This is a genomic window from Actinospica sp. (assembly GCF_035552695.1).
GTDB lineage: Bacteria > Actinomycetota > Actinomycetes > Streptomycetales > Catenulisporaceae > Actinospica.
Genome location: NZ_DASZKT010000083.1, coordinates 13,102 through 35,373 on the forward strand (window position 1 = coordinate 13,102; position 22,272 = coordinate 35,373).

Here is a 22,272-nt window from a genome sequence, read left to right on the forward strand (position 1 = left end):
GCCTAGACCACTCGTACTCAGTCGGCGGGCGAGAGCGACGCCAGATACCTGCCGATTCCGGCGACCGCGACAGAACCCTGACCGATGGCCGAGCTGATCCGCTTCACCGATCCGGCCCTTACGTCGCCGGCCGCGAACACACCCGGGATCGAGGTCTCGGCGAGCAGCGGCTGGCGCTCCTCGGACCACGGCATCGGCAGCAGTTCGGGCCTGCGCGCGACCTCGACGTCGGTGAGGACGAAGCCGTACTCGTCCTGTGCCACGACGTCGCGCAGCCAGCCGGAGAAGGGGACCGTGCCGGTCAGCACGTACAGGTTCGACGCGGTGAGGACCTCCGTGCTGCCGGTCGCGCTGAACAGCAGCACCACCTTCTCCAGCCTGCCGTAGCCGCGCACCTCGCCGACCTCGCAGTCGGGCACGACGCGGATCCCCGGCTCGGCCGCGATGCGCTCGGCGATCTCCGCGCAGACCGCCGCCTCGTCCAGCGACCGCTCGCGGACGACCAGCACGACCGAGCGCGCGTGCTTGGCGAAATCCAGCGCCGCCGAGCCCGCCGCGTCTCCGGACCCCGCGACGACCACGTCCTCGCCGCGCGTCTGCCGCGTCTCCGCCTTCGAATATCCGTAGTAGACCCCTGAGTTGAGCAGGTCCTCCACCCCCGGCGCGTCCAGCCGCCGCCAGGTCATTCCGGTCGCGACGAGCACGGACCTGCCGACCACGACCGTGCCGTCGTCGAGCATCACCCGGTGCGCGCCGCGCAGCGGCAGCAGGCCGGTCGCCACCTTGGCGCTGCACCACTGCACGCCGAGCCGCTTGGCCTGGGCCAGCGCGCGGTGCGCGAAGTCGGCGCCGGTCAGGCCCGCGGGGAAGCCGAGGTGGTTGTCCATCTGCACGGTGCCCGCCGCCTGGCCGCCCGGGCAGTCGTCCTCGACCACGACGACGGTCATGCCGTCGCAGGCCGCTGCCACGGCAGCCGAGAGGCCGGCCGGTCCCCCGCCGACGACGACCAGGTCGTACCGGTCCAGCGTCGCGGGCTCGGTCAGCTCCAGCGCCTCGGCCAGCTGCGCGATGGACGGACCGTACAGCGCCCGGCCGTCGTCCAGCAGCACCGTGGTCGGGGCCGGGTTCGGCAGGTTCAGATCCCGGGCCAGCGCCTGGGCCTGCGGATCGTCCGAGAGGTCGAACCAGGTGAACGGCACCAGGCTGCGGGACAGATAGTCCTTGATCACGTACGCCGAGGACGAGTACCGGTGCCCGAGCACGCTCACCCCGAGCTGCGAGCCGCCGTGCTGCGCGGACCACTCGCCGAGCAGGTCGTCGACCATCGCGAACAGCCGCTCGGCCAGCGGCTCGGCGGGCAGCGCGAGATAGCGGTCCACCTGCGCCAGGGTGATCGCCTGCAGCGTCGCCTCGGTGTCCTCGGGCCGGGAGAGCAGGATCCGCCGGGTCGCCGGGGAGGCCGCCTTGACGTGGCCGAACAGCTCTATGGCGCTGCCGTCCGGCAGCCGCATCAGGCTGATCACCAGCGCGATGGGCCGGCCGACCCCGATGGCGTGCGCCAGCGCGTCCGCGGCCTCGCGGACCCCGGCCGCGGCCAGCACCCGGAAGCGCATGCCGAGGTGGCCGCGCAGCCGTTCGACGAGGTCGTCGCGCTGCACCGCCTCGTCGTGCAGGACGAGGACCAGCGGTACGACGGCGGTGGGTTCCGGGGTTTCGACGTCCATGCATTGAAACTAAGGCGGGTGCGGCGCGGTCGCTCGCCGGAGGGAACGAATGGGCGACGGGGTTGTCCGCCGCACGGGCCGGGAACCCTCAGTGAGAAACGCGAGCGCGAGAGGGGGGGCCACCCGTGTACTTCTTGGGCGTTGAGAGCGCGTTGAGCGGTACGGCGGCCACCGGGTTGATCCTGGGCGCGGGCGCGCTCGGCTCGGGACTGCTGGTGCTCGGTCTCACGGTGCTCGCGGTACGGCGCGGGAACCGGGAGGAGGAGCTGCGGCGGCGCGGCGAAGCGGCGCGGGCCCCGGTGCGTTCCCGGACCAAGCGCTCGGCCGCGCGGACCACTCTGGTCGAGCCGGGGACGCACGACGCGTACCCGCAGCAGCCTTACTCGGCGGCCGAACCCCGGTCGCACCGGCCTTATTCGAGGACTTATAAGCTGCCGCGGCAGGACTCGCCGGGGGCGACGAACGGGCATCTCGAGCCCCGGCAGGAGAGCGCCGCGGGCGAGGAGTGAGTCAGGCGGCGAGCGCCTCGAGGGTCTCCGGGCGGTCCGGGACCAGGATCAGATCGTCCACGCCGACGGCCCGGAACTCGCCGAGGACCGCGCGCACGGCCGCCACGTCGCCCACCGCGGCGACCGCGGCCAGCAGCTCCGGGGCCGCGGCCGCCACCACCGAGCGCACGTGCGCGCCCGACCTGGCCAGCCGGACCAGCTCGCCGAAGCCCGCCTCGCTGAACATCCCGCTGAACCCGGCCGAGCGCAGGTACGGCACCAGGTCGCGGAGCAGCGTGCGGCGCTGCTCGGCGTCCGGCTCGACGGCCACCGGCAGCCACAGTGCTATCTTCGGCGCCGCCGCGCGGCCCACCCGCTCGGACGCGGCATGCACCCGGGCGCGCAGCCGGGAGACGTGCTCCACGGTGCCTATCGGCAGGATCAGCCGGTCCGCGCGCGCGGCCGCCACCTCGATCAGCTCGGCTCCGAAGGCCAGCACCGACAGCTGGGCGTTCGAGGGCGGCAGCGAACCGACGTAGCCCTTGGTGCGCACCAGCGCCCCGTTGTAGTCCACCGGCTCCCCCGCGAGCAGCCCGCGCAGCGCCTGGGCCGATTCGGCCACGATCGTCACCGCGTCGGACCGGGAGCGGCCGTGCCAGTCCTCCACCACCGTGGAGGTCGAGGCGGCCAGCGCCACGCCCGTCGCCCGGCCGGTCAGCGCCGCCACGGTGGCCGCGCCGCGGGCCGTGGTCACCGGGTCGCGCACCGCGGCTGGCAGCGGCCCGAGGCACAGCTTCGCCGGCCCCGCGCCGAGCGCGCAGCCGAGGGCGAAGGCGTCGTGGCCGGTCGCTTCGCCGATCATGATCTCGCCGAACCCGAGGCCGTCCGCGAGCCTGGCCAGGGCCACGGACGCGGCGGGATCGCCGTCCGCGCGGGCCCCGACGAGCACGCCGAGGCCGGCGCCGCTCCCGTTCGCCTGCTCCTGCTGCATCGGCGCCGTGCCTTCCTCCCCAGGCCCTGGATCGCCGTGGATTCGCGATCGGGTGTTGGCCGAAACCGTACCGGCTCGTGACCATGTGACGAAAGGAGTGACCGCGTCCGCGATAGGTTGGGGCGAGCGCCCCCGGCCCGGGCGTTACCGAAGGTCAGCGTTTCATCACGAGGAGCGAGCAGTGCGTATCACATCGATCGGCCACGCCGGGCTGTTCATCGAATCGGCAGCCGGGTCCATCGTGTGCGACCCCTGGTTCACCCCGGCCTACTTCGGGTCCTGGGTGCCGTTCCCGGACAACACCGTCATCGACCCGGCCCCGCTCGGCGCCGCCGACTACCTGTACGTCTCGCACCTGCACCGGGACCATTTCGACCCGGACTGGCTGGCCGCGCACATGAACAAGAACGCGACCGTGCTGCTGCCGGACTACGCGGTGCCGGACCTGCGCGAGGCGCTCGAGGACCTGGGCTTCAAGCACTTCGTGCAGACCCGCGACAACGAGGCCGTGACGCTGGACTCCGGCCTGCGGGTGCTGATCAACGCGCTGGTCTCGCCGACCGACGGGCCGCTCGGCGACTCCGGCCTGGCCGTGGACGACGGCGAGGTGCGGATCTACAACCAGAACGACTCGCGGCCGGTCGAGACCGGCCCGATCGAGGAGTTCGGCCCGCTGCACGGGCACTTCCTGCAGTACTCCGGCGCCATCTGGTACCCGATGGTCTACGACTTCCCGGAGCGGATGAAGCACACCGTCGGCACCCGCAAGCGCCGCAACGGCATGGCCCGCGCCCTGAAGTACATCGAGCAGTACCAGGCCGCGCACGTCTTCCCGTTCGCCGGCCCGCCCTGCTTCCTGGACGACGAGCTGTGGGAGTTCAACGACTTCGACCGGGACGAGGCGAACGTCTTCCCCGACCAGTTCGTGTTCCTGGACTATCTGCGGGAGCAGGACTTCGACCGGGCGCACCTGTTCCTGACCGGCACGAGCGTGCAGCTGACCGCGGACGGCGGCGCGAGCCTCGAGCAGATCCCGGAGCGCGAGGTGGCCAGGATCCGGGACGACCGGCGCGGCTATCTGACGGACTATAAGAAGAAGGTCCAGCCGGTCATCGACGACATCCTGCGCGCGCTGCCGCAGGACCGCTCGGACCTCGTCGGCCGGCTGCAGGACTGGGTGCAGCCGCTGCTGGAGACCGCGGACCACACCTGCGCGGGGCTCAACGGCCGGATCCTGCTGGAGGTCGCGGCGGTGGACGGCGGCCCGGACGAGGAGATCGTCTTCGACTTCCTTGACCGCAAGATCAAGCCGTACGCGGGCGAGGAGGTGCGCTACTCGTTCCGGGCCAAGCGGCCGCTGATCGAGAAGCTGGTCCGCGAGCGCACGCCCGACTGGGTGAACGAGCTCTTCCTGTCCTGCCGCTTCCAGGCCTCGCGCAAGGGGCCGTTCAACGAGTACGTCTACTCCTTCTTCAAGTCCCTCTCGGTCGAGCACATGACCTTCGTCGAGGGCTACTACGCGGAGTCCGCCGGCGTCGAGGACTTCGCGCTGGCCGGCGAGCACGTGGTGCAGCGGCACTGCCCGCATCTGAAGGCGGACCTCACTCGTTTCGGTACAGTCGAGGACGGCGTGCTCACCTGCGCCTTGCACGGCTGGGAGTTCGACATCGATAATGGCCGTTGCCTGACCAGCGACGACCGCAAGCTGGTGACCAGGCCCGCGTCCACGGACGGCGCGGACGAGCAGTACCCGCGGATCCCGGAGGCCGAGCAGGGGTAGCGCCTCCGCACAACGAGGGGACGATCCTTGGTTCCGTTCGGCTGGATGCTCCGGCTGAGCCGTTGGTACACCCGCAAGCCGAAACTGGTCGGCTTCAGCGCGCTCGCGCTGCTGATCCTCGGGCTCGCGGTGGGCGCCGTGGTCACCGGGTTCACCCACGGCTTCTGGCCGAACCTGCTGCTGAACTCGGCCGGCGACATGATCGGCGGCATGATCATCCTTCTGATGATCGAACCGATCGTCTCCCGCGCCGCGGTGCAGATCCGGCAGCACGCGCACCTGGACTTCCGGCTGTTCGCGCGGCGGATCGTGCAGGCCGAGCAGGAGATCCGGGTGCTCGACACGTACTCGGGGCTGTTCGACTCGACCAACGGCCTGCGCTCGCTGCCCGCGCTGCACGCCGCCGTGCTGCGCGGCGTGCACGTCAAGGTGCTGCTGATGAGTCCGGCCACCGACGCGTCCCGGCTGCGCCAGGAGCAGCTGGAGGCGTCGTATCCCGGGCTGTCGATCGACGGGCAGATCCACAACAACATCTCCGCGCTCGGCACGATGGAGCAGCAGCTCGCCACGGACCTGCGGCAGCTCGGCGCGCCCAACCCGATCCCGGTGCTCGGCGACAGCGAGGACACCGGCGTGTACACCGCGACCCCGCCGGCGCCGGCCGACGCGGCACCGGTCGCCCCGGTCGGCACCTTCGAACTGCGGCTGTACTCCGTCGCCGCGCCCTTCACGCTCTACCAGCGCGACAACACCCTGCTTTTCGCGCTGCTGCCCGCCTACCAGTTCGCCCACGACGCGCCGCAGCTGGAGATCAACGCCGGCTCGCTCACCGGCCTGCAGATCCTGGAGAAGTACGAGGAACTCTGGGAGGAATCGCGTTCGGTGCGCCGGCTGGCCCCGATCCGGCTCTCCCCCGTCGAGGGCACCGAACCGATGTGGGTGCGGTACCTGGAACTCGGCGACGAGACCTACTACATCTCCAACCGCATCGACCAGGCCCTGGCCGCCAAGCCGGACCAGCACTTCTGGCTCGGCGAACACGACGGAACCGAGCACGAGGCCGAGCCCGTCCCCACGGACTCCACCCTGCATCGGCAGCTGCTCGAGCAGCACGACCGCAAGTACTCCGCCGAGCGCCGCCGCGAGCCGCACTTCTACCTGATGTGGCCCTCGGCCAGCCAGCCCGCGCCGCGCGGCCGCACCCTCGACTTCGACCGGCTGCCGACCACGAAGATCCTCGAATGGCTCGGCGAGGCCGAACGCAGCGTGCGCATCCTCGACACCAGTTCCATCCTCATCGGCCAGGACGGCGACCCGACCGGCGCCGAGGCGTTCGTCCAGGCCGCGCTCCAGTCGATGTCGAACGGCGCCACGATCAAGATCCTGCTGCTCGCCCCGACGACCTCCGCCGCGAAGGAACGCGCGAAGGAGATCCGCGACACGCACTTCGACCAGATGGTCGAGCGGAACATCCAGCGCCTGCGCCACCTCGCGGCCCAGCTGCCGTCCCAGGGCATCGACCCCGACCGGCTCAGGGTTCGTCTTTACGACCAGCTCCCCGAGATCAGCGTCCACCAGATCGACGACCGCGTCGTGGTCGGCTTCCTGCCCTATCGCAGGCGCTCGTCGATGACCTCGCAGCTGGAGACCGAGCGCCATTCCGAGCTCGGCGTCTACGCCGTCGGCCAGTTCGAGCAGTTGTGGACCCGCGCCCGCCCCCTGGACGGCCTGCGCTACCTCATCCTGCGCAGCCAGGGCACGATGGTGCAGGGTGAGCGGCTCCTGGTCCGCGCCTGGCAGGTCGGCAGCACCTGGTACGTCGCCTCCGCGCGCATCGAGGAGCTCGTCGCCGCACACGCCTCGTCCAGCCACGCCGTGCACGCCTGGATAGAGGAGGTCCCCGGCGCGCAGTTCTGGCTGAGCGAGCCGCTCAACCGCGAGGAGAACATCCCGGTCTGGGACGCGTTCGCGCGCCTCTACGCGGCGGCCGATCCGGGCGTTCCGGTGCGTGCGCTCGACCGAGTGGAATGAGATGGGGACACGGACATGGTTTCGCTTGACAGGCAGGAATGCGCCGCGACCGTCCTCGGCGGCCCGACGGCGGTGATCGACCTCGGCGGTCTGCGCATCGTCTCCGACCCGACGTTCGACGACGCGGGGCCGAGCGGCTATCTCACGAAGCTGAGCGACCCGCTGGTCGACGCCGCCGAGCTCGGCGCGGTGGACGTCGTGCTGGTCAGCCATGATCAGCACCCTGACAATCTGGACACCCGCGGCCGCGCGTTCACCCTCGAGGCCCCGCTGGTGCTCACCACCGACAGCTCCGCGCCGCGGCTGGGTGCGCACGCCGTCGGGCTGAAGCCCTGGTCCAGCCACACGATCGCCCGGCCGGACGGGAACGGCGAGCTGACCGTGCTCGCGGTTCCCGCCGTGCACGGTCCCGAGGACGCCGAGCGCGAGGCCGACGGCTTCGTCAACTGTGAGGTCGTCGGCTTCGTGCTGTCCGGCGAGGGTCTGCCGACGGTCTACGTCAGCGGCGACAACGCCTCGATCCGCACCGTCGCCGAGATCTCCCGCCGTGTGCCGCGGATCGACGCGGCAGTCCTGCACGCGGGCGCGGCGCGCGTCCTGGTCAAGCACGGCGGCCGTCCGCTCTCGCTGGACAGCCGCCGAGCCGCCGCGGCAGCCGCCGTACTCGACGCGCCGGTCGTCCTTCCGGCGCACTACGACGGCTGGGCGCACTTCTCCGAGGGCAGGGCCGATCTCGAACTCGCCTTCGAGGAGGCCGGGCTCACCAGCGTGCTGCGGTCCGTGGACCACGGCACCTGGGTGAACCTGCGCTGATTCAGCCCGCTGACATGGCCCGGTCGACCGCGTCGAGCACGCGGTCGGCGTCGGGCAGATACCAGTGCTCGTACTTGGGCGGCGGGAACGGCACATCGAGGCCCGCGACGCGGGTGACCGGGGCCTCCAGCTGATAGAAGCAGCGTTCCGCGATCCTGGCCGCGAGCTCCGCGCCGAAACCGCCGAAGCCGACGCTCTCGTGCACGACGATCGCGCGGCCGGTCCTGCCCACGCTGCGCTCGATCGCCGCGTCGTCCAGCGGAACGAGGCTGCGCAGATCGAGCACCTCGAGCTCGATGCCCTCCTGCGCCGCCCGCTCGGCCGCCGCCATGCAGACCGGGACGGTCTGGCCGTAGCACACCAGCGTCGCGTGCGTGCCCTGCCGGCGCACGGCCGCGGTGCCGATCCGGCCCGTGTGCACCGGAAGCGCGACGTTCGCCTTGCCCCAGTACAGCCGCTTCGGCTCGAAGAAGATCACCGGGTCCGGCGAGTCGATCGCCTCGCGCAGCAGGCTGTAGGCGTCCTCGACGGTGGACGGGGTGACGACGTGCAGGCCGGGCGTGTGCGCGAAGTAGGACTCGGAACTGTCGCTGTGGTGCTCCACGCCGCCGATGCCGCCGCCGTACGGGATGCGCACGACGACCGGGACGGACACGGCGCCGCGGGTGCGGTTGCGCATCTTGGCGAGGTGGCTGAAGACCTGCTCGAAGGCGGGGTAGGCGAAGGCGTCGAACTGCATCTCGACGACCGGCTTGAAGCCGTAGACAGCCATGCCGATCGCGGTGCCCATGATCGAGGCCTCGGCCAGCGGCGTGTCGAAGCAGCGCTCCTCGCCGAACTTCGCGGTCAGGCCGTCGGTCACCCGGAACACGCCGCCGAGCGCGCCGACGTCCTCGCCGAACACGACCACCTTGTCGTCCTCGGCCATCGCGTCGGACAGCGCGGCGTTGATCGCCTTGGCCATGGTCAGCGGGGCCGCGGGGGCGGAGACCGCCGCGTCCGAGCTCGCCGCGCTCACTTCGCCGCCCCCTCAACACCCGAGCCGTACTCCGCGCGGATCATCTCCCGCTGCGCCAACAGCTGCGGCGTCGGCTCGGCGAATACGTGCTCGAACATCTCGTCCGGGTGGTAAGCGGGCTCCTCGGCGAACCGCGTGCGCATCCGCTCGCAGTACCGCTCGCACTCCTCGTCGATCTCGGCCTCCACGGTCGCGTCGAGCGCGCCGGTGGCCGTGAGGTACCGGCCGAGCCGCTCGATAGGGTCGCGCCGCTTCCAGTACTCGACCTCGGCCGACTGCCGGTAGCGGGCCGCGTCGTCGGCGTTGGTGTGGGCCTGCAGCCGGTAGGTGACCGCCTCGATCAGCGTCGGTCCGCCGCCGGCGCGTGCCCGGTCCACGGCCTCGGCGAGCACCGCGCCCAGCGCGATCAGGTCGTTGCCGTCCACCCGGAGTCCGGGCATCCCGTAGCCGATGGCCTTGTCCGCGAGGCTCGTCGCGTGTGTCTGCTTGTGCAGCGGAACCGAGATGGCGTACTGGTTGTTCTGCACCAGGAACACGACAGGGGCCTGATAGACGGCGGCGCTGTTGCAGGCCTCGTGGAAGTCGCCCTCGCTGGTCGCGCCGTCCCCGAAGAAGCACAGCGCCACGGACGCGTCCCCGGACAGCTTCGCCGCCAGGCCGAGTCCGACCGCATGCGGGCCCTGCGTCGCGAGCGGCGTGCACTGCGGCATCGTGCGCCACTGCTTGGGGTCGTAGCCGCAATGCCAGGCGCCGCGCAGCAGGGTCAGCGCGTCCACGGCCGGGATCCCGCGCAGCACCAGGGCCGCCGAGTCGCGGTAGGTGGGCAGCAGCCAGTCCTGTTCCGTCAGCGCGTGCACGGCGGCGACCTCGCACGCCTCCTGGCCGCGGCAGGACGGGTAGACCGCGAGCCTGCCCTGCATCACCAGGTTCGTCGCCTCGGTGTCGAACGCGCGGGCGAAGCGCAGCGCCCGGTATCCGCGCAGCAGCGTTCGCGGATCGAGTGTGTCCGGGGTCGGACGAATTCCGCCCTCCACGGGCGCCCCGTGCTCGTCCAGGTAGCGCAGAGGCTCACTGTCCCAGGCGGGCCGAACGGCGGTCGCCGTCGCACCCTCCCGGTCTCGCGCGGACAGTTCCAACAGCGTCATGGGGTCTCCATCGGCTGATCCAGCGGGTGCCCATTTCCCGACCGGACGGTCGGTAGGTTGTGCTCCCAGTCTGGCCGCGGGCCCCGTGAATTGTCCAGAGTTCGGACACCCCCCGCTGGTGAACCCCCGTCCGATCAGACCTTGCCATCGGGCTTTCGCCCCGGCCCGATGATCGCGGAGCGCCCGTTCTCCGCTGGTTCAAGGGCTTTTGGGCAGAGAGATGGAGCGAACTTGCGACAATGCGGTCGCCGGAACTGCAACCGATTGGGCGACGATGGAGTCGGGATAAGGCAGACAATCGATCAATCGGTTCGGCAAGGCAGGAGAGGGAGTCGGTCTGCATGAGCGACGGGCGGAGCTGGTATCCCGGGGATGACGACCCGAGGTACGACCCGTACGCGCCGCCGCAGCAGCCGCCCGGCTACGGCCAGCGCCCGCCGCAGGGACAGCGGCAGCAGCCGTACGGTCCGGGCCCGCAGGGGCAGGGCCAGGGTCACGGGCAGGGGCAGGGCGGCCAGGGCCGGCGGCAGGGCCCAGGCCCGTATCAGAACCCGCAGGGTCCGGGCCAGGCGCCCGGCTACGGGCAGGCCCCGCCGCGGCAGCCGCAGGGCGGTCAGTACCCTGACAGCCGCGGCGTGCCCAGGCCGCGGCCCGCGCAGCCCTGGGACGAGGAGCCGCGGGACCGCGCCGAGGTGTGGAGCGCACCGGGCGCCGACGAGCCCGACTACGACGAGGAGCTGGCCGGCGGCGGCCGCAGCCGGCGCCGCCGCGGGGCCGCCGCGGGCACCGGGCCGGGCCGCCAGACGAGCGCGTCGACCGGTCCGAGCCATGTCAACGACGACCTCGACCTCGACGAGGTGGACCCGAACGGCCGGGCCCAGCACGCGTGGGCGAAGCAGCAGGAGCTGGCCAACCGGCCGAAGTCGAAGGTGAAGCAGGCCACGAAGTGGGGCGCGCTGGGCATGGGCCTGGTCGTGCTCGCCGCGGCCGGATTCGGCGTGTACATCTACCAGACCACCGTCGGCTCGATCAAGCACACGGCGCTGATGCCCAGCGGCATGACCCAGGCCTCGCTGCCCGCCGACCCGTACGGCCACGTCGCGCAGAACATCCTGCTGATGGGCTCGGACACCCGCAACTCCGCCTCGGACTGCAAGCTCGGCGGCGACTGCATCAAGAACGGCCAGAACCCCGGCGCCAACGCCGACTCGGAGATGATCCTGCACGTCTCGGCGGAGGGCACCGACGCGACGATCCTGTCCATCCCGCGCGACACCGTCGCCTCCCTGCCGCAATGCTCGGTCAGCAACGGCACCACCTCGCTGACCGGCGCGTACACCACCTACCAGATCAACTCGGCACTGCAGGACGGCCCGGAGTGCCAGGTCGCCGCCGTGCACGCGCTGACCGGGATCACCCTCACCGGCTACATGCTGTTCGACTTCAGCGGCATCGTCACGATGTCCAACGCGCTCGGCGGCGTGCCCGTCTGCGTGACGAAGTCCGTGAGCGACAAGAACTCGGGCCTGAACCTGGCCGCCGGCGACAGCGTCATCAAGGGCCAGCAGGCACTGGAGTTCCTGCGCACCCGCGACTCCTTCTTCGACGGCTCGGACCTCGGCCGCGAGCAGGCGACGCACTACTTCCTCGCCCAGCTGATCCAGACGCTGCGCAAGAGCATGAACTTCACCGACCTCAACACGCTGATCTCGATAGGCCAGGCCGCCGCGGGCTCGATGACCGTGAGCGACAACTACACGGGCCTGACCAACCTCGAGGGCCTGGTCGAGAGCCTGAACCGGGTGCCGACGAACAACATCACGATGCTGACGATGCCCTGGGAGTACGACCCGAACAACCAGAGCCGGGTGATCCCCTCCTCGGCGGCCAAGTCGGTGTTCGCGGCGCTCCAGGACTCCACCTCGTTCACCAGCACCTCGTCGAGCAAGTCCTCGTCCGGCGCGGCGAAGACCACGGCGGCCTCCTCGCCCACGGCCGCGGCCAGCACGTCCTCCGCGGCGAGCGTGACCAAGTCCCAGGTCCCGGTGAACGTCTACAACGCGGACGGCGTCAGCGGCCGGGCGACGACGATCAAGCAGGCGCTGATCTCCGGCGGCTTCTCCAACTCCGTCTCCTCCGGCAACGCGCAGTCGGTCTCGTCCAGCCAGGTCACCTACGACCCGAACGAGGTCACCCAGGCCGACGCCGACGCCGTCGCCGCGGCGCTGGGCATCTCGACCTCGGAGGTGTCGGCGACCACGTCCTGGAAGGGCGTGAGCGTCTTCATCGGCCAGGACTTCACGAGCGGCACCAAGCTCACCGCCGCCGCGTCCGTCGCCACCCCGTCCGTCAACACCAGCGGCGCCGCCTCGGCCCCGGCCGACTCGCACGAGAGCTTCGCCAGCGGTTCGGCCAACGAGTGCATCCCGGTGGAGAGCGGCAACCTCTCGATGGCGTACAAGTAGGCCGCGGATCGCCGACGGCTGACGGCGTGCCGGGCAGCGCCGAGCCGTCCCGGGACCCGCGGTCAGCGCGGGCGGAGACCGTCCAGGACGAGCGAGGCGAGGGCGTCGGCGACCTCGGGCCCGGAGTCGGGGCCGCCGGGCCGGTACCACTCCACCATCGAGTTGACCAGGCCGAAGACGAGGCGCGCGGTCAGCCGCGGGTCGAGGTCGGCGCGGAGGTCCCCGTCGGCGATGGCCGCCGCGGCGAGTTCGGCCACCCGGTGGTCGAACTCGCGGCGCAGTTCGAGGGCCTCGCGCTCGGTCGCGGTGTTGCCGCGCACCCTGAGCAGCAGCGTCACGTACGGCAGCATGTCGACCAGCACCAGGCACTCGCGCCGGATGACGTGGGCGAACCGGTCCACCGCCGCGCCCTCGGTGGCGCCGGGCTCGGCGAGGACCCCGAACAGGCCGTCGAGCGCGCGTGAGACGGCGAGGCGGAGCAGCTCCTCCTTGCCGGACACGTGGTGGTAGATCGAGGACTTGGTGATTCCGGCCGCCTTGGCCAGGTCCTCCATCGAGGTGCCGTCGTAGCCGCGCACGTTGAACACGTCCACCGCCACGGCCAACAGCGATTCGGGGGTGTGCCGATCCGCGCGCTTGGCCACTGCCACGTGGGAAACTCCCTCACTCGGGGCGCCGCTGTGCGCTTCCGCACACAAGGTCCGCTTCGATCCTACCGAACGGTCGGTTAGTCTGGCTCGAAGCAACGATTCTTCGCCTGCCGACCCAGCACGAGGAGCCCAGATGACCGCCACCGTCGACGAACTCATCGCCCGGCACCGTCCGACCCTGGACGCGGCGCTCGGCGCGATCCGCTCCCGGGAGTACTACACCCGCTTCCCGGAGAACGCCAAGGCCTATCCCGCCGAGGCCAAGGAGCAGGCGCAGGCCGCGTTCGAGGCGCGCCGGGGCACGACGTGGTCGCTGGGCGAGGCCGGCGCGGACGGGACGACCGTCGGCGGCGAGATCTCCCCCTACGGGTTCGAACTCGGCATCGGCTACGAGCACGTCGACCCGGACGTGCTGCTGCCCGCGATGCAGGCGGCGCTCCCGGCGTGGCGCGACACGGGCGGCGAAGCCCGGGCGGCCGTTTGCATCGAGATCCTGGACCGGCTCAACGCGCGCAGCTTCGAGGTCGCGCTCACCGCGATGCACACCACCGGCCAGGCGTACATGATGGCCTTTCAGGCGGCCGGCCCGAACGCGCAGGACCGCGGCCTCGAGGCCGTCGCGTACGGCTACTCCGCGCTCAACGCGCACCCGGACAAGGCGGTGTGGGAGAAGCCGAGCGGCCGCGGCGAGCCCACCCGGCTGGCGAAGAAGTGGATCGCGGCCCCGCGCGGCGTAGCGCTCGTGGTGGGCTGCAACACCTTCCCGACCTGGAACGGCTACCCGGGCCTGTTCGCCTCGCTGGTCACCGGCAACGCGGTGCTGGTCAAGCCGCACCCCTTCGCCGTCGCGCCGCTCGCGCTGACCGTCGAGATCGCCCGCGAGGTGCTGGCCGAGGCGGGCTTCCCGCCGGACCTCGTCGCGCTCGCCCCCGAGGCGAAGGACGAGGGCCTCGCGAAGACGCTCGCGCTGCGCCCCGAGGTGCGGATCATCGACTTCACCGGTTCGAACGAGTTCGGCGACTGGCTCGAGGCGAACGCGCGGCAGGCGCAGGTGTACACCGAGAAGGCGGGCATCAACACGATCATCGTCGACTCGTTCCGGGAGGACGAGTACAAGGCGGCGCTCGGCCACCTGGCCTTCTCACTCTCGCTCTACACCGCGCAGATGTGCACCACCCCGCAGAACATCCTCGTCCCCCGCACCGGTATCCGGGTGGGCGACGAACTCAAGTCCCCGGACGACTTCGCCGCCGACCTCGCCGGAGCCGTCGAGAAGCTGCTCGGCGACGACGCCCGCGCCACCGCCATCCTCGGCGCCGTCGTCAACCCCTTCATCCTCGAGCGCCTGGACCGCGCCGCGAACGTCGGCAAGACCGTCCTCGCCACACGCACCGTCACCCACCCCGAATTCCCCGACGCGACCGTCCGCACCCCGCTGATCGCCGCCGTGGACGCGACCGACGCCGACGTCTACACGCACGAGTGGTTCGGCCCCATCTCGTTCATCATCTCGACGGACTCGACGCAGGACTCGATCAACGTCTACCGCGACTCCGTGAAGGCCCACGGCGCACTGACCGCCGCCGTCTACTCGACCTCCGAGGACGTCATCGCCGCCGCCGAGGAGGCGACCTGGGACGCGGGCGCCAACCTGTCGATCAACCTCGTCGGCCCCATCTACGTCAACCAGTCCGCCGCCTTCTCCGACTACCACGGCACCGGCGCCAACCCCGCCGCCAACGCCACCTACGCCGACCACGCCTTCGTCGCCGGCCGCTTCCGCTTCATCCAGTCCCGCCGCCCGGCGTAGGCCGGCGGGGTCGGCGGAGTCGCCGGTCGGGCTTCGCAGCACGGCCCGCGGTTCGCGTTCGGCCCTACCCACGGCCCGGTGCCGCGCTCGTTCCTCGCTACGCACCGGGCCTACGTTCGGCCCGAATACTCAGCCCGCCCACCCCCAGGGGTCGCCGTAGGCAGGGCCGAACACCCACCGCGAGCCGCAAGGCGACCGTCCGGATCGGCTTCTCGCCGTCCGATTTTGTTGTCTCGGAGGACTTGTAGGAACCGGCGGGGGGCGGTACGTTCATCCGCGACGCCTTCGAGTAAGCGCTTACGCAAGCGCTTACTCGGGTGGGTATCAGGTGGTTCGCAGTGGTTTCGCGGTGGTTTCTCATTGGTTCGCGACGAGGCGGATGGGGTTCTGGCGGCATGAAGGCGAAGGACCAGGCACTGACGATCTACGACGTGGCGCAGCGCGCCGGCGTGTCGATCGCCTCGGTCTCGCGCGTGCTGAACGGGCACACGACGCCGCGGCCGGAGACCCGGGAACGGGTGCTGCAGGCGGTCGCGGAACTCGGCTTCGTTCCGGACGGGGCGGCGCGGGCGCTGTCCAGCAGGCTCAAGGAGGTCGTCGCGGTCGTCTACCGGCAGATGTGGCTGGACAGCGCGGACGAGCCGGTCTTCGAGTCCGAGGCGGAGAACCTCGCGTTCGTGGACGTGATGAACCGCGGCATCGAGGTCGCGGCGCGGCGGCGGAACTTCGATCTGCTGATGAGTTCCGTGGACGTGCACGACCATCTGCCGGTGGCCCGGCTGCACAGCCTCGCCGGTAAGAGCGACGGAATCCTGCTGCACGACCGGGTGCTGACCCCGGCCGCGATCGTGCGGCTGGCGGACCGGCTGCCGGTGGTCACCCTCGCGGGGACGCCGACGCGGGCGAGCGTGAATGTTGTGGGAGACAACGCAACCGGCATGCGCGAGCTCGTCCAGCACCTGATCGAGGTGCACGACGCGCGCACGATCGCGTTCCTCTCCGGCCACGCCGACAGCCCGGACAGCGTGATGCGCGCCAAGGCCGTACAGGAGACGGCGGCGGCGCACGGCGTGACCGCTCTGCTCGGTCCGGCCTGGGAGGGCGAGTACAGCGCGAACGGCGGCGCGCGCGTCATCAGGAATCTGCTGGACGGCGGCGGAACGCTGCCGGACGCGATCGCCTGCGCCAACGACCAGTCGGCGCTCGGCGCGGTGTACGCGCTGCGCGAGCGCGGCTACGGCATCCCGGAGGACGTCCTCGTCACCGGGTTCGACGACATCCCGCTGGCCCGGCACACGAGTCCGCCGCTGACCACGGTGCGCCAACCGGTGCAGCAGATGGGCACGGCGGCCTTCGACGCCCTCTACTCGATGATCGACGGGAAGAAGCCCGAGCAGCGGCAGCTGACGCTGCCCGTCGAGCTCGTCCTGCGGGGCAGTTGCGGCTGTGTGCCGCAGAACGCCGGCGGCCGAGGACTGTCGTAACCCACAGCTTCCCACAGCACTCCGCAAGCATCCCCCAGCACCTCACAGCACCCCCAGGACCTTTCGCAAAGCATCACCGGCAACAGTCACCGGCGACGGGAGCCAGTTCGTGTACGTGCTCGTAAGACGACTCATGTTCTACGCGGTAACCGCTTACGTGGCGGTGTCCGTGAACTTCTTCCTCCCGCACATGATGCCCGGCAACCCGGTCGAGACGATGATCGCGAGTGCGGGCGGGCAACTCGACCAGCGTTCGGTCGAGGCTCTCAAGGCCCAGTTCGGCGTGGGCACCGGGCAGGGATTGTGGGCGCAGTACTGGCACTACTGGGGCCAGTTGCTGCAGGGGAATTTGGGCCTATCCATATCGAAGTATCCATCCACGGTCGCGCAGACCATCGGCAGCGCCCTGTGGTGGACGGTGATCCTGGTCGGAACGGCGACCGTCATCAGCTTCGTGCTCGGCACGCTGATCGGCGCCCTCGTCGGCTGGCGGCGCGGCTCGGTGCTCGACAACATCCTGCCGGTCACCACGTTCTTCCAGGCGATCCCGTACTTCTTCCTGGCGACCGTGCTGCTGTATCTGTTCGCTGAGAAGGCGCACGTGTTCCCCAACTCGGACTTCAAGAGCTACGACACCAACAACTACGTCATCGGCTGGAATCCGGGGTTCATCGGCAGCGCCGTGAGCCACGCGATCCTGCCCGCCCTCACCATCGTGCTCGCCTCGGTCGCGGGCTGGATCGTGGGCATGCGCAACATGATGGTCACCACCATGGACGAGGACTACGTCCTGGTCGCGCAGGCCAAGGGGCTGCCGAAGAGCCGGGTGATCTACTACGCGGCGCGCAACGCGGTGCTGCCGAGCATCTCCAGCTTCGCCAACGCCCTGAGCTTCGTCGTCGCAGGCTCCTTGCTCACCGAGCTCGTCTTCTCCTATCAGGGCATCGGCAGCCTGCTGCTGAGCGCGGTGCAGTCCGAGGACTATCCGCTGATCCAGGGCATCTTCCTGATCATCACCTTCGCCGTGCTGGCGGCGAACCTGCTCGCCGACACGGTCTACGTGCTGCTCGACCCGCGCACCCGACAGGAGGCCTGAGCCATGCGCATCCTGCGAAACCGAAAGACGCTCGCCGGGCTGATCCTGTTGGCGGTCTTCGTCTTCCTGGCGGTCTTCGGGCCGACGCTCGCGCCGTACCCCGCGCTGCAGATCGCCGGAAAGCCCTGGCTGGGGCCCAGTTCGGCGCACTGGTTCGGCACCACGCAGGAGGGTTACGACGTCTGGTCGCAGTTCCTCAGCGGGGACCGCGCGATCCTGGTCGTCTCCTTCCTGTCCGGGGTGATCGCGACCGTGCTGTCGGTGATCATCGGCGTGGCGGCGGGCTACTTCGGCGGGCTCGCGGACAACTTCCTGTCGATGCTGGCGAACATCTTCCTGGTGCTCCCGGCGCTGCCCTTCCTGATCGTGATCAACAGCTACCTGCCGGCCGGCGGCAAGTCGTCCACGGCGCTGATGGCGGGCATCATCAGCCTCACCGGCTGGGCGTGGGGGGCACGCGTGCTGCGCTCGCAGACGCTCTCGCTGCGCAAGCGGGACTTCGTGGACGCGGCGGGCATCGTCGGCGAGCGGTCCTGGCGGATCATCACGTTCGAGATCGTGCCCAACCTCGTGCCGGTCGTCGCCTCGTCCTTCCTGTTCACCACGCTTTACGCGATGGGCACGTACGTGGCGCTCACGTTCGTCGGCGCGGTGGACGTGAACACGCCGTGGAGCTGGGGCTCGATGCTCTTCTGGGCGCAGGGCGACCAGGCGGCGGCATCAGGGGCCTGGGTCTGGTTCGCCGCGCCCGGCGTTGCCGTCGCGCTGCTCGGCACGTCGTTGGCGCTGCTCAACTTCGGCATCGACGAGTTCATCAATCCGCGCTTGAAGGCCGCCGGGCTCACCCGCAGGGGCCTGCGCGCAGCGGGCGTAACCCGCCGTAGCACGCTCGGCCTGACGCCGGTCCTGCGGCCGACCGCCGCGGTCGTCGTCACCAGCCCGGCGGAGATCATCGAGGAGACAGTGTGAACGGGCTTGCGAGCGAGCCGATCTTGGAAATCTCCGGGCTGAGTGTGGACTACGGGTTCGGGCCCGACGCGGTGCACGCGGTGGACAACGCCTCGCTCACCCTGCGCCGCGGCGAGGTGCTCGGCCTGGCCGGCGAGTCCGGCAGCGGCAAGTCCACGCTGGCCTACGCCGTCACCCGGCTGCTGCGCGAACCCGGCGTGATCACCGCGGGTTCCGCGCTCTTCCACGGCAGGGACGGCGCGCAGGACCTGTTCGACCTGGACGCCGAGCAGATCAGGGAACTGCGCTGGTCGCAGATATCAGTGGTCTTCCAGAGCGCGATGAACTCGCTCAACCCGGTGTTCACGATCGGCGTCCAGCTCACCGACGTGCTGCGGGCGCACAGCAAGGAGCTCGGCCGCCGCGAGCGGCGGCAGCGGGCGGCCGAACTGCTGGACATGGTGGGCATCACCGAGGACCGGCTGCGCAGCTATCCGCACGAGCTGTCCGGCGGCATGCGGCAGCGCGTGATGATCGCGATGGCGCTGGCCCTGGAACCCAGAGTCCTGATCATGGACGAGCCGACCACCGCGCTCGACGTCGTCACCCAGCGCGAGATCCTGCAGGAGCTCGGCGAACTGCGCGAACGGCTCGGCTTCGCCGTCCTGTTCATCACGCACGACCTGTCGCTGCTGGTGGAGCTCGCGGACACGATCGCGGTGATGTACGCGGGCCGGATCGTCGAGCACGCCCCCGCCGAGACGTTGTTCCGGAACCCGCGGCATCCGTACACCGAGGGCCTGCTCGGCTCCTTCCCCGGCCTGCACGGCGAGCGCACGACGATGACCGGCATCCCGGGATCGCCGCCTGACCTGCGCAATCTGCCGAGCGGCTGCCCCTTCCACCCGCGCTGCGGCTACGCGATGGACGCCTGCGAGACGCAGGCCCCCGCATTGCTGCCGATCAGCTGGGAGCCTGCCGAGCCGCGCAGCGCCTCCTGCCTGCTGCACACGGACGGACACCAGGCCCCTGAGTCCCTGATGAGGGCCCCGAAGATCGGGAGCACGCTGTGACCGCGACCACCGAGACGACCGAGACCGCCGGGACTCCGGTTCTGGAAGCGAAGAATCTCGTCAAGCACTTCCCGGTGCGCCGCGGCTGGGCGCTGCGCGGGGCGAAGGTGCACGCGGTCGAGGACGTGAGCGTCTCGCTGCGCCGCGGCACGGTCACCGCCGTGGTCGGCGAGTCCGGTTCCGGGAAGACCACGCTGGCCAGGCTGCTGGCACGTCGTACGTCGCTGACCGGCGGCGAGCTGCTGTGGGAGGGCGGCGACGCCCTCCCGGCCGGACGCGCGTACGCGAGCGAGGTACAGCTCGTGCTGCAGGATCCGTTCGCGTCGCTGAATCCCGTGCACGGCCTGCGCTACATCCTCGGCCGTCCGCTGAAGATCCACGGCACCGCGGACGGCAAGTCGCAGGACGACGCCGTCAAGGCCCTGCTGGAACGCGTCGCGCTCACGCCATCGGACCAGTTCATCGAGAAGATGCCGCACGAGCTGTCCGGCGGCCAGCGTCAGCGTGTTGCGATCGCGCGCGCGTTGGCGGTGCGCCCCAAGGTGCTGCTGGCGGACGAGCCGGTGTCCATGCTCGACGTGTCCATCCGGCTCGGCGTGCTGAACCTGCTGGCCGACCTGCGCGATCGCGAGCAGCTGGCCATCCTGTACGTCACCCACGACCTCGCCTCGGCGCGCTATCTCGCGGACACGATCACGGTGATGTACGCCGGCCGCGTGGTGGAGTCCGGGCCCGCGGTCACGATCGCCGACTCGCCACAGCATCCTTATACGCAGCTGCTGCTCTCCGCGGTTCCGGACCCGGATCGGGACGGCGCGCCGCGGCTGGCCGGGGCCGGCTCCCCGCCGAGCCTGATCCATCCGCCGACGGGCTGCCGCTTCCACCCCCGCTGCCCCTTCGCGATGGCGAAGTGCAAGGTCGAGACCCCGCCGGCGCTGTCCGTCGGCGACTCCCACACCAGCTCCTGCTGGCTGCACGAGAACACCGAGAACGCCCAAGCGTCCCCCGCCGCTGGCACGGCGGGGGCAGCCTGAACACATTACCTAGGTTGACATCAACACACAGAGGAGTGCGAGAGATGTCACGAAGAATCATAGCCGGGGCGGCCGCGCTCGGCGCCCTGACCCTGGGGCTGACGGCCTGCGGGAGCAGCCCGAAGCCGTCTAGCGCCGGCAGCGCGTCGACCACGCTGACGCTGGAGACGAACCCGGTCGGCGACTACACGGACAACTTCAACCCGTTCGTCTCCACCAGCACCGGGGACACGGAGAACACCACCGGCCTGGTGTACGAGCCGCTGCTGCAGTGGAACATCACCGCGGCCAACAGCTACGCGCCGTGGCTCGCCGACTCGTATTCATGGAACTCGACCGGGACCTCGATCTCGTTCAAGATCCACGGCGGCGTGAAGTGGAGCGACGGCCAGGCGTTCACCGCGCAGGACGTCGCGTACACCTTCCAGCTGATGCAGCAGACCAAGGCCCTGAACAGCTACGGCCTGCCCATCACCGGCGCCACGGCCAGCGGCGACACCGCCACGATCTCCTTCAGCCAGGCCGAGTACTCGAACCTGTACGCCATCTCCGGCGAGGTCTTCATCGTGCCGCAGCACGTCTGGTCGGCGCAGTCCGACCCGGCGCACTGGACCGACCCGAACCCCGTCGGCACCGGCCCGTTCGCGCTGGACCGCTTCGCCCCGCAGGGATACACGCTGAAGGCGAACGCGAGCTACTGGCAGGGGGCGCCGAAGGTCAAGGAGATCAGCGTTCCGGCGTACTCCTCGAACACCACGGCCAACCAGGCCCTGGAGAACGGGCAGATCGACTGGGCGGGCAACGACGTCTCCAACATCCAGACGACCTACATCAACAAGGACTCCAAGAACAACCACTACTGGTTCCCGGCGACCAACACCGTCATCATGGTCTACAACACGCAGACCGCGCCGTTCAACGACGTGGCCGTGCGCAAGGCCGTGAGCGACGCGATCAACCGCACCCAGCTCTCGCAGGTGGGTGAGCAGAGCTACGAGCCGGTGGCGACCTCGGACAGCGGCCTGCTGCTGCCGAACTTCACCAGCCAGGTGCCGAGCAACCTGGCGAACGACATCCAGGCCACGTCCAACGCGAGCGGCGTCGCAACCGCCATGCAGAACGCCGGCTACGCCAAGGACTCCTCCGGGATCTGGGCCAAGGGCGGCAAGCAGGTCACCTTCACGATCGAGGATCCGAGCTCGTACACCGACTACTACGAGGACGCGAACCTCATCAAGTCGCAGCTCGGCCCGCTCGGCTTCAACGTGTCGGTGAACGGCGTGACCCCGGACAAGTGGGCCGCCGACCTGGCCTCCGGCTCCTTCCAGGCCGCGATCCACTGGGGTTCGGGCGGCCCGACCGCGTACACCCAGTACGACTCCTGGCTGGACTACTCCACCTCGGCGCCGATCGGCCAGACCGCGAACGGCGACCTCGGCCGGTACAACAGCCCGACCGTGCAGGCGGCGCTGAAGGACTGGGCCTCGACCAACAGCCAGTCCGAGATCACCAAGGACCTCGGCATCGTGGCCAATGCCATGGCGACCGACGTCCCGGACGCCGTGCTGCTCTACGGCGCGGGCTGGAACGAGTACAGCACCAAGCACTTCACCGGCTGGCCGACGTCCTCGAACTCGTTCAACGACCCGAGGCCGAACGACCCGTTCCTGGAAGTGACGATCCTGCACCTCACCCCGGTCTCCTAGAGGCCCACGAGTAACC

The 22,272-nt window shown here is 70.3% G+C and carries 17 protein-coding genes; 12 read left to right on the top strand and 5 right to left on the bottom strand.

Translation table 11 applies throughout. From position 1 onward, the window contains the following. Positions 1-17: 17 nt before the first annotated feature. Positions 18-1,724 (bottom strand): FAD-dependent oxidoreductase, encoded by a 1,707-nt coding sequence (locus VG296_RS10895; RefSeq protein ID WP_325565526.1) that lies wholly within the window; start codon positions 1,722-1,724, stop codon positions 18-20. A gap of 125 nt (positions 1,725-1,849) precedes the next feature. Between VG296_RS10895 and VG296_RS10900 the strand changes: the two genes are divergently transcribed. Continuing rightward, entirely contained in the window at positions 1,850-2,233 is a 384-nt protein-coding gene (locus VG296_RS10900) for a hypothetical protein (protein ID WP_325565527.1), read from the top strand. Between the two features lies 1 nt (position 2,234). On the opposite strand, the gene VG296_RS10905 is transcribed toward VG296_RS10900, so the two are convergent. Beyond that, positions 2,235-3,203: an LLM class F420-dependent oxidoreductase gene (locus VG296_RS10905; RefSeq protein WP_325565528.1), complete on the bottom strand. Its 969-nt coding sequence runs from the start codon at positions 3,201-3,203 to the stop codon at positions 2,235-2,237. Positions 3,204-3,384: 181 nt separating this feature from the next. On the opposite strand from VG296_RS10905, the gene VG296_RS10910 reads away from it, so the two are divergent. The 3 genes from VG296_RS10910 to VG296_RS10920 are packed head-to-tail and all read left to right on the top strand — an operon-like array spanning position 3,385 to position 7,827. After that, on the top strand, positions 3,385-4,983 hold the full coding sequence (locus tag VG296_RS10910; protein ID WP_325565529.1) for a Rieske 2Fe-2S domain-containing protein: 1,599 nt from the start codon (positions 3,385-3,387) through the stop codon (positions 4,981-4,983). A 45-nt stretch (positions 4,984-5,028) separates the two neighbouring features. Next, on the top strand, positions 5,029-7,014 hold the full coding sequence (locus tag VG296_RS10915; protein ID WP_325565530.1) for a DUF5919 domain-containing protein: 1,986 nt from the start codon (positions 5,029-5,031) through the stop codon (positions 7,012-7,014). A gap of 15 nt (positions 7,015-7,029) precedes the next feature. Beyond that, positions 7,030-7,827, top strand: coding sequence for an MBL fold metallo-hydrolase (locus tag VG296_RS10920; RefSeq protein WP_325565531.1), 798 nt, complete (start codon positions 7,030-7,032; stop codon positions 7,825-7,827). A 1-nt stretch (position 7,828) separates the two neighbouring features. Here the strand turns inward: VG296_RS10920 and VG296_RS10925 are convergent, their stop codons facing one another. Then, positions 7,829-8,791, bottom strand: a complete 963-nt coding sequence (locus VG296_RS10925) for an alpha-ketoacid dehydrogenase subunit beta (RefSeq protein WP_349259522.1) — start codon at positions 8,789-8,791, stop codon at positions 7,829-7,831. A gap of 50 nt (positions 8,792-8,841) precedes the next feature. Next, positions 8,842-9,975 (bottom strand): pyruvate dehydrogenase (acetyl-transferring) E1 component subunit alpha, encoded by a 1,134-nt coding sequence (gene pdhA / locus VG296_RS10930; protein WP_414641083.1) that lies wholly within the window; start codon positions 9,973-9,975, stop codon positions 8,842-8,844. Between the two features lie 356 nt (positions 9,976-10,331). Between pdhA and VG296_RS10935 the strand changes: the two genes are divergently transcribed. Continuing rightward, entirely contained in the window at positions 10,332-12,455 is a 2,124-nt protein-coding gene (locus VG296_RS10935) for an LCP family protein (protein WP_325565534.1), read from the top strand. 62 nt (positions 12,456-12,517) lie between these two features. Here VG296_RS10935 and VG296_RS10940 read toward each other — a convergent pair whose 3' ends face one another. Beyond that, positions 12,518-13,105, bottom strand: a complete 588-nt coding sequence (locus tag VG296_RS10940) for a TetR/AcrR family transcriptional regulator (RefSeq protein WP_325565535.1) — start codon at positions 13,103-13,105, stop codon at positions 12,518-12,520. A gap of 133 nt (positions 13,106-13,238) precedes the next feature. Here VG296_RS10940 and paaN point away from each other — a divergent pair, with 133 nt between their 5' ends. The 7 genes from paaN (at position 13,239) to VG296_RS10975 (ending at position 22,256) form a co-directional block, all read left to right on the top strand. After that, positions 13,239-14,915 carry a phenylacetic acid degradation protein PaaN gene (gene paaN, locus VG296_RS10945; RefSeq protein ID WP_325565536.1) on the top strand — a complete coding sequence of 559 codons (1,677 nt, stop codon included), beginning with the start codon at positions 13,239-13,241 and terminating at the stop codon, positions 14,913-14,915. 395 nt (positions 14,916-15,310) lie between these two features. Then, positions 15,311-16,399, top strand: coding sequence for a LacI family DNA-binding transcriptional regulator (locus tag VG296_RS10950; protein ID WP_325565537.1), 1,089 nt, complete (start codon positions 15,311-15,313; stop codon positions 16,397-16,399). Between the two features lie 109 nt (positions 16,400-16,508). Beyond that, positions 16,509-17,495, top strand: coding sequence for an ABC transporter permease (locus VG296_RS10955; RefSeq protein WP_349259521.1), 987 nt, complete (start codon positions 16,509-16,511; stop codon positions 17,493-17,495). A gap of 3 nt (positions 17,496-17,498) precedes the next feature. Next, complete coding sequence (locus VG296_RS10960) at positions 17,499-18,464, top strand: ABC transporter permease (RefSeq protein WP_325565539.1); 966 nt, start codon at positions 17,499-17,501, stop codon at positions 18,462-18,464. Continuing rightward, positions 18,461-19,516, top strand: a complete 1,056-nt coding sequence (locus tag VG296_RS10965; protein WP_325565540.1) for an ABC transporter ATP-binding protein — start codon at positions 18,461-18,463, stop codon at positions 19,514-19,516. Before VG296_RS10960 ends, VG296_RS10965 begins: the two co-directional genes overlap by 4 nt. Next, complete coding sequence (locus VG296_RS10970; RefSeq protein ID WP_325565541.1) at positions 19,513-20,550, top strand: ABC transporter ATP-binding protein; 1,038 nt, start codon at positions 19,513-19,515, stop codon at positions 20,548-20,550. Before VG296_RS10965 ends, VG296_RS10970 begins: the two co-directional genes overlap by 4 nt. Positions 20,551-20,594: 44 nt before the next feature. Next, a complete protein-coding gene (locus tag VG296_RS10975) occupies positions 20,595-22,256 on the top strand; it encodes an ABC transporter substrate-binding protein (RefSeq protein WP_325565542.1) in 1,662 nt (553 codons plus the stop codon). Positions 22,257-22,272: the final 16 nt, after the last annotated feature.

What these genes read in the sequence shown, in the direction of transcription:
- VG296_RS10895 (WP_325565526.1), bottom strand. Translation starts at nt 1,724, where the DNA reads ATGGACGTCGAAACCCCGGAACCCACCGCCGTCGTACCGCTGGTCCTC.
- VG296_RS10905 (WP_325565528.1), bottom strand. Translation starts at nt 3,203, where the DNA reads ATGCAGCAGGAGCAGGCGAACGGGAGCGGCGCCGGCCTCGGCGTGCTC.
- VG296_RS10915 (WP_325565530.1), top strand. Translation starts at nt 5,029, where the DNA reads ATGCTCCGGCTGAGCCGTTGGTACACCCGCAAGCCGAAACTGGTCGGC.
- VG296_RS10920 (WP_325565531.1), top strand. Translation starts at nt 7,030, where the DNA reads ATGGTTTCGCTTGACAGGCAGGAATGCGCCGCGACCGTCCTCGGCGGC.
- VG296_RS10925 (WP_349259522.1), bottom strand. Translation starts at nt 8,791, where the DNA reads ATGGCCAAGGCGATCAACGCCGCGCTGTCCGACGCGATGGCCGAGGAC.
- VG296_RS10935 (WP_325565534.1), top strand. Translation starts at nt 10,332, where the DNA reads ATGAGCGACGGGCGGAGCTGGTATCCCGGGGATGACGACCCGAGGTAC.
- paaN (WP_325565536.1), top strand. Translation starts at nt 13,239, where the DNA reads ATGACCGCCACCGTCGACGAACTCATCGCCCGGCACCGTCCGACCCTG.
- VG296_RS10950 (WP_325565537.1), top strand. Translation starts at nt 15,311, where the DNA reads ATGAAGGCGAAGGACCAGGCACTGACGATCTACGACGTGGCGCAGCGC.
- VG296_RS10960 (WP_325565539.1), top strand. Translation starts at nt 17,499, where the DNA reads ATGCGCATCCTGCGAAACCGAAAGACGCTCGCCGGGCTGATCCTGTTG.
- VG296_RS10975 (WP_325565542.1), top strand. Translation starts at nt 20,595, where the DNA reads ATGTCACGAAGAATCATAGCCGGGGCGGCCGCGCTCGGCGCCCTGACC.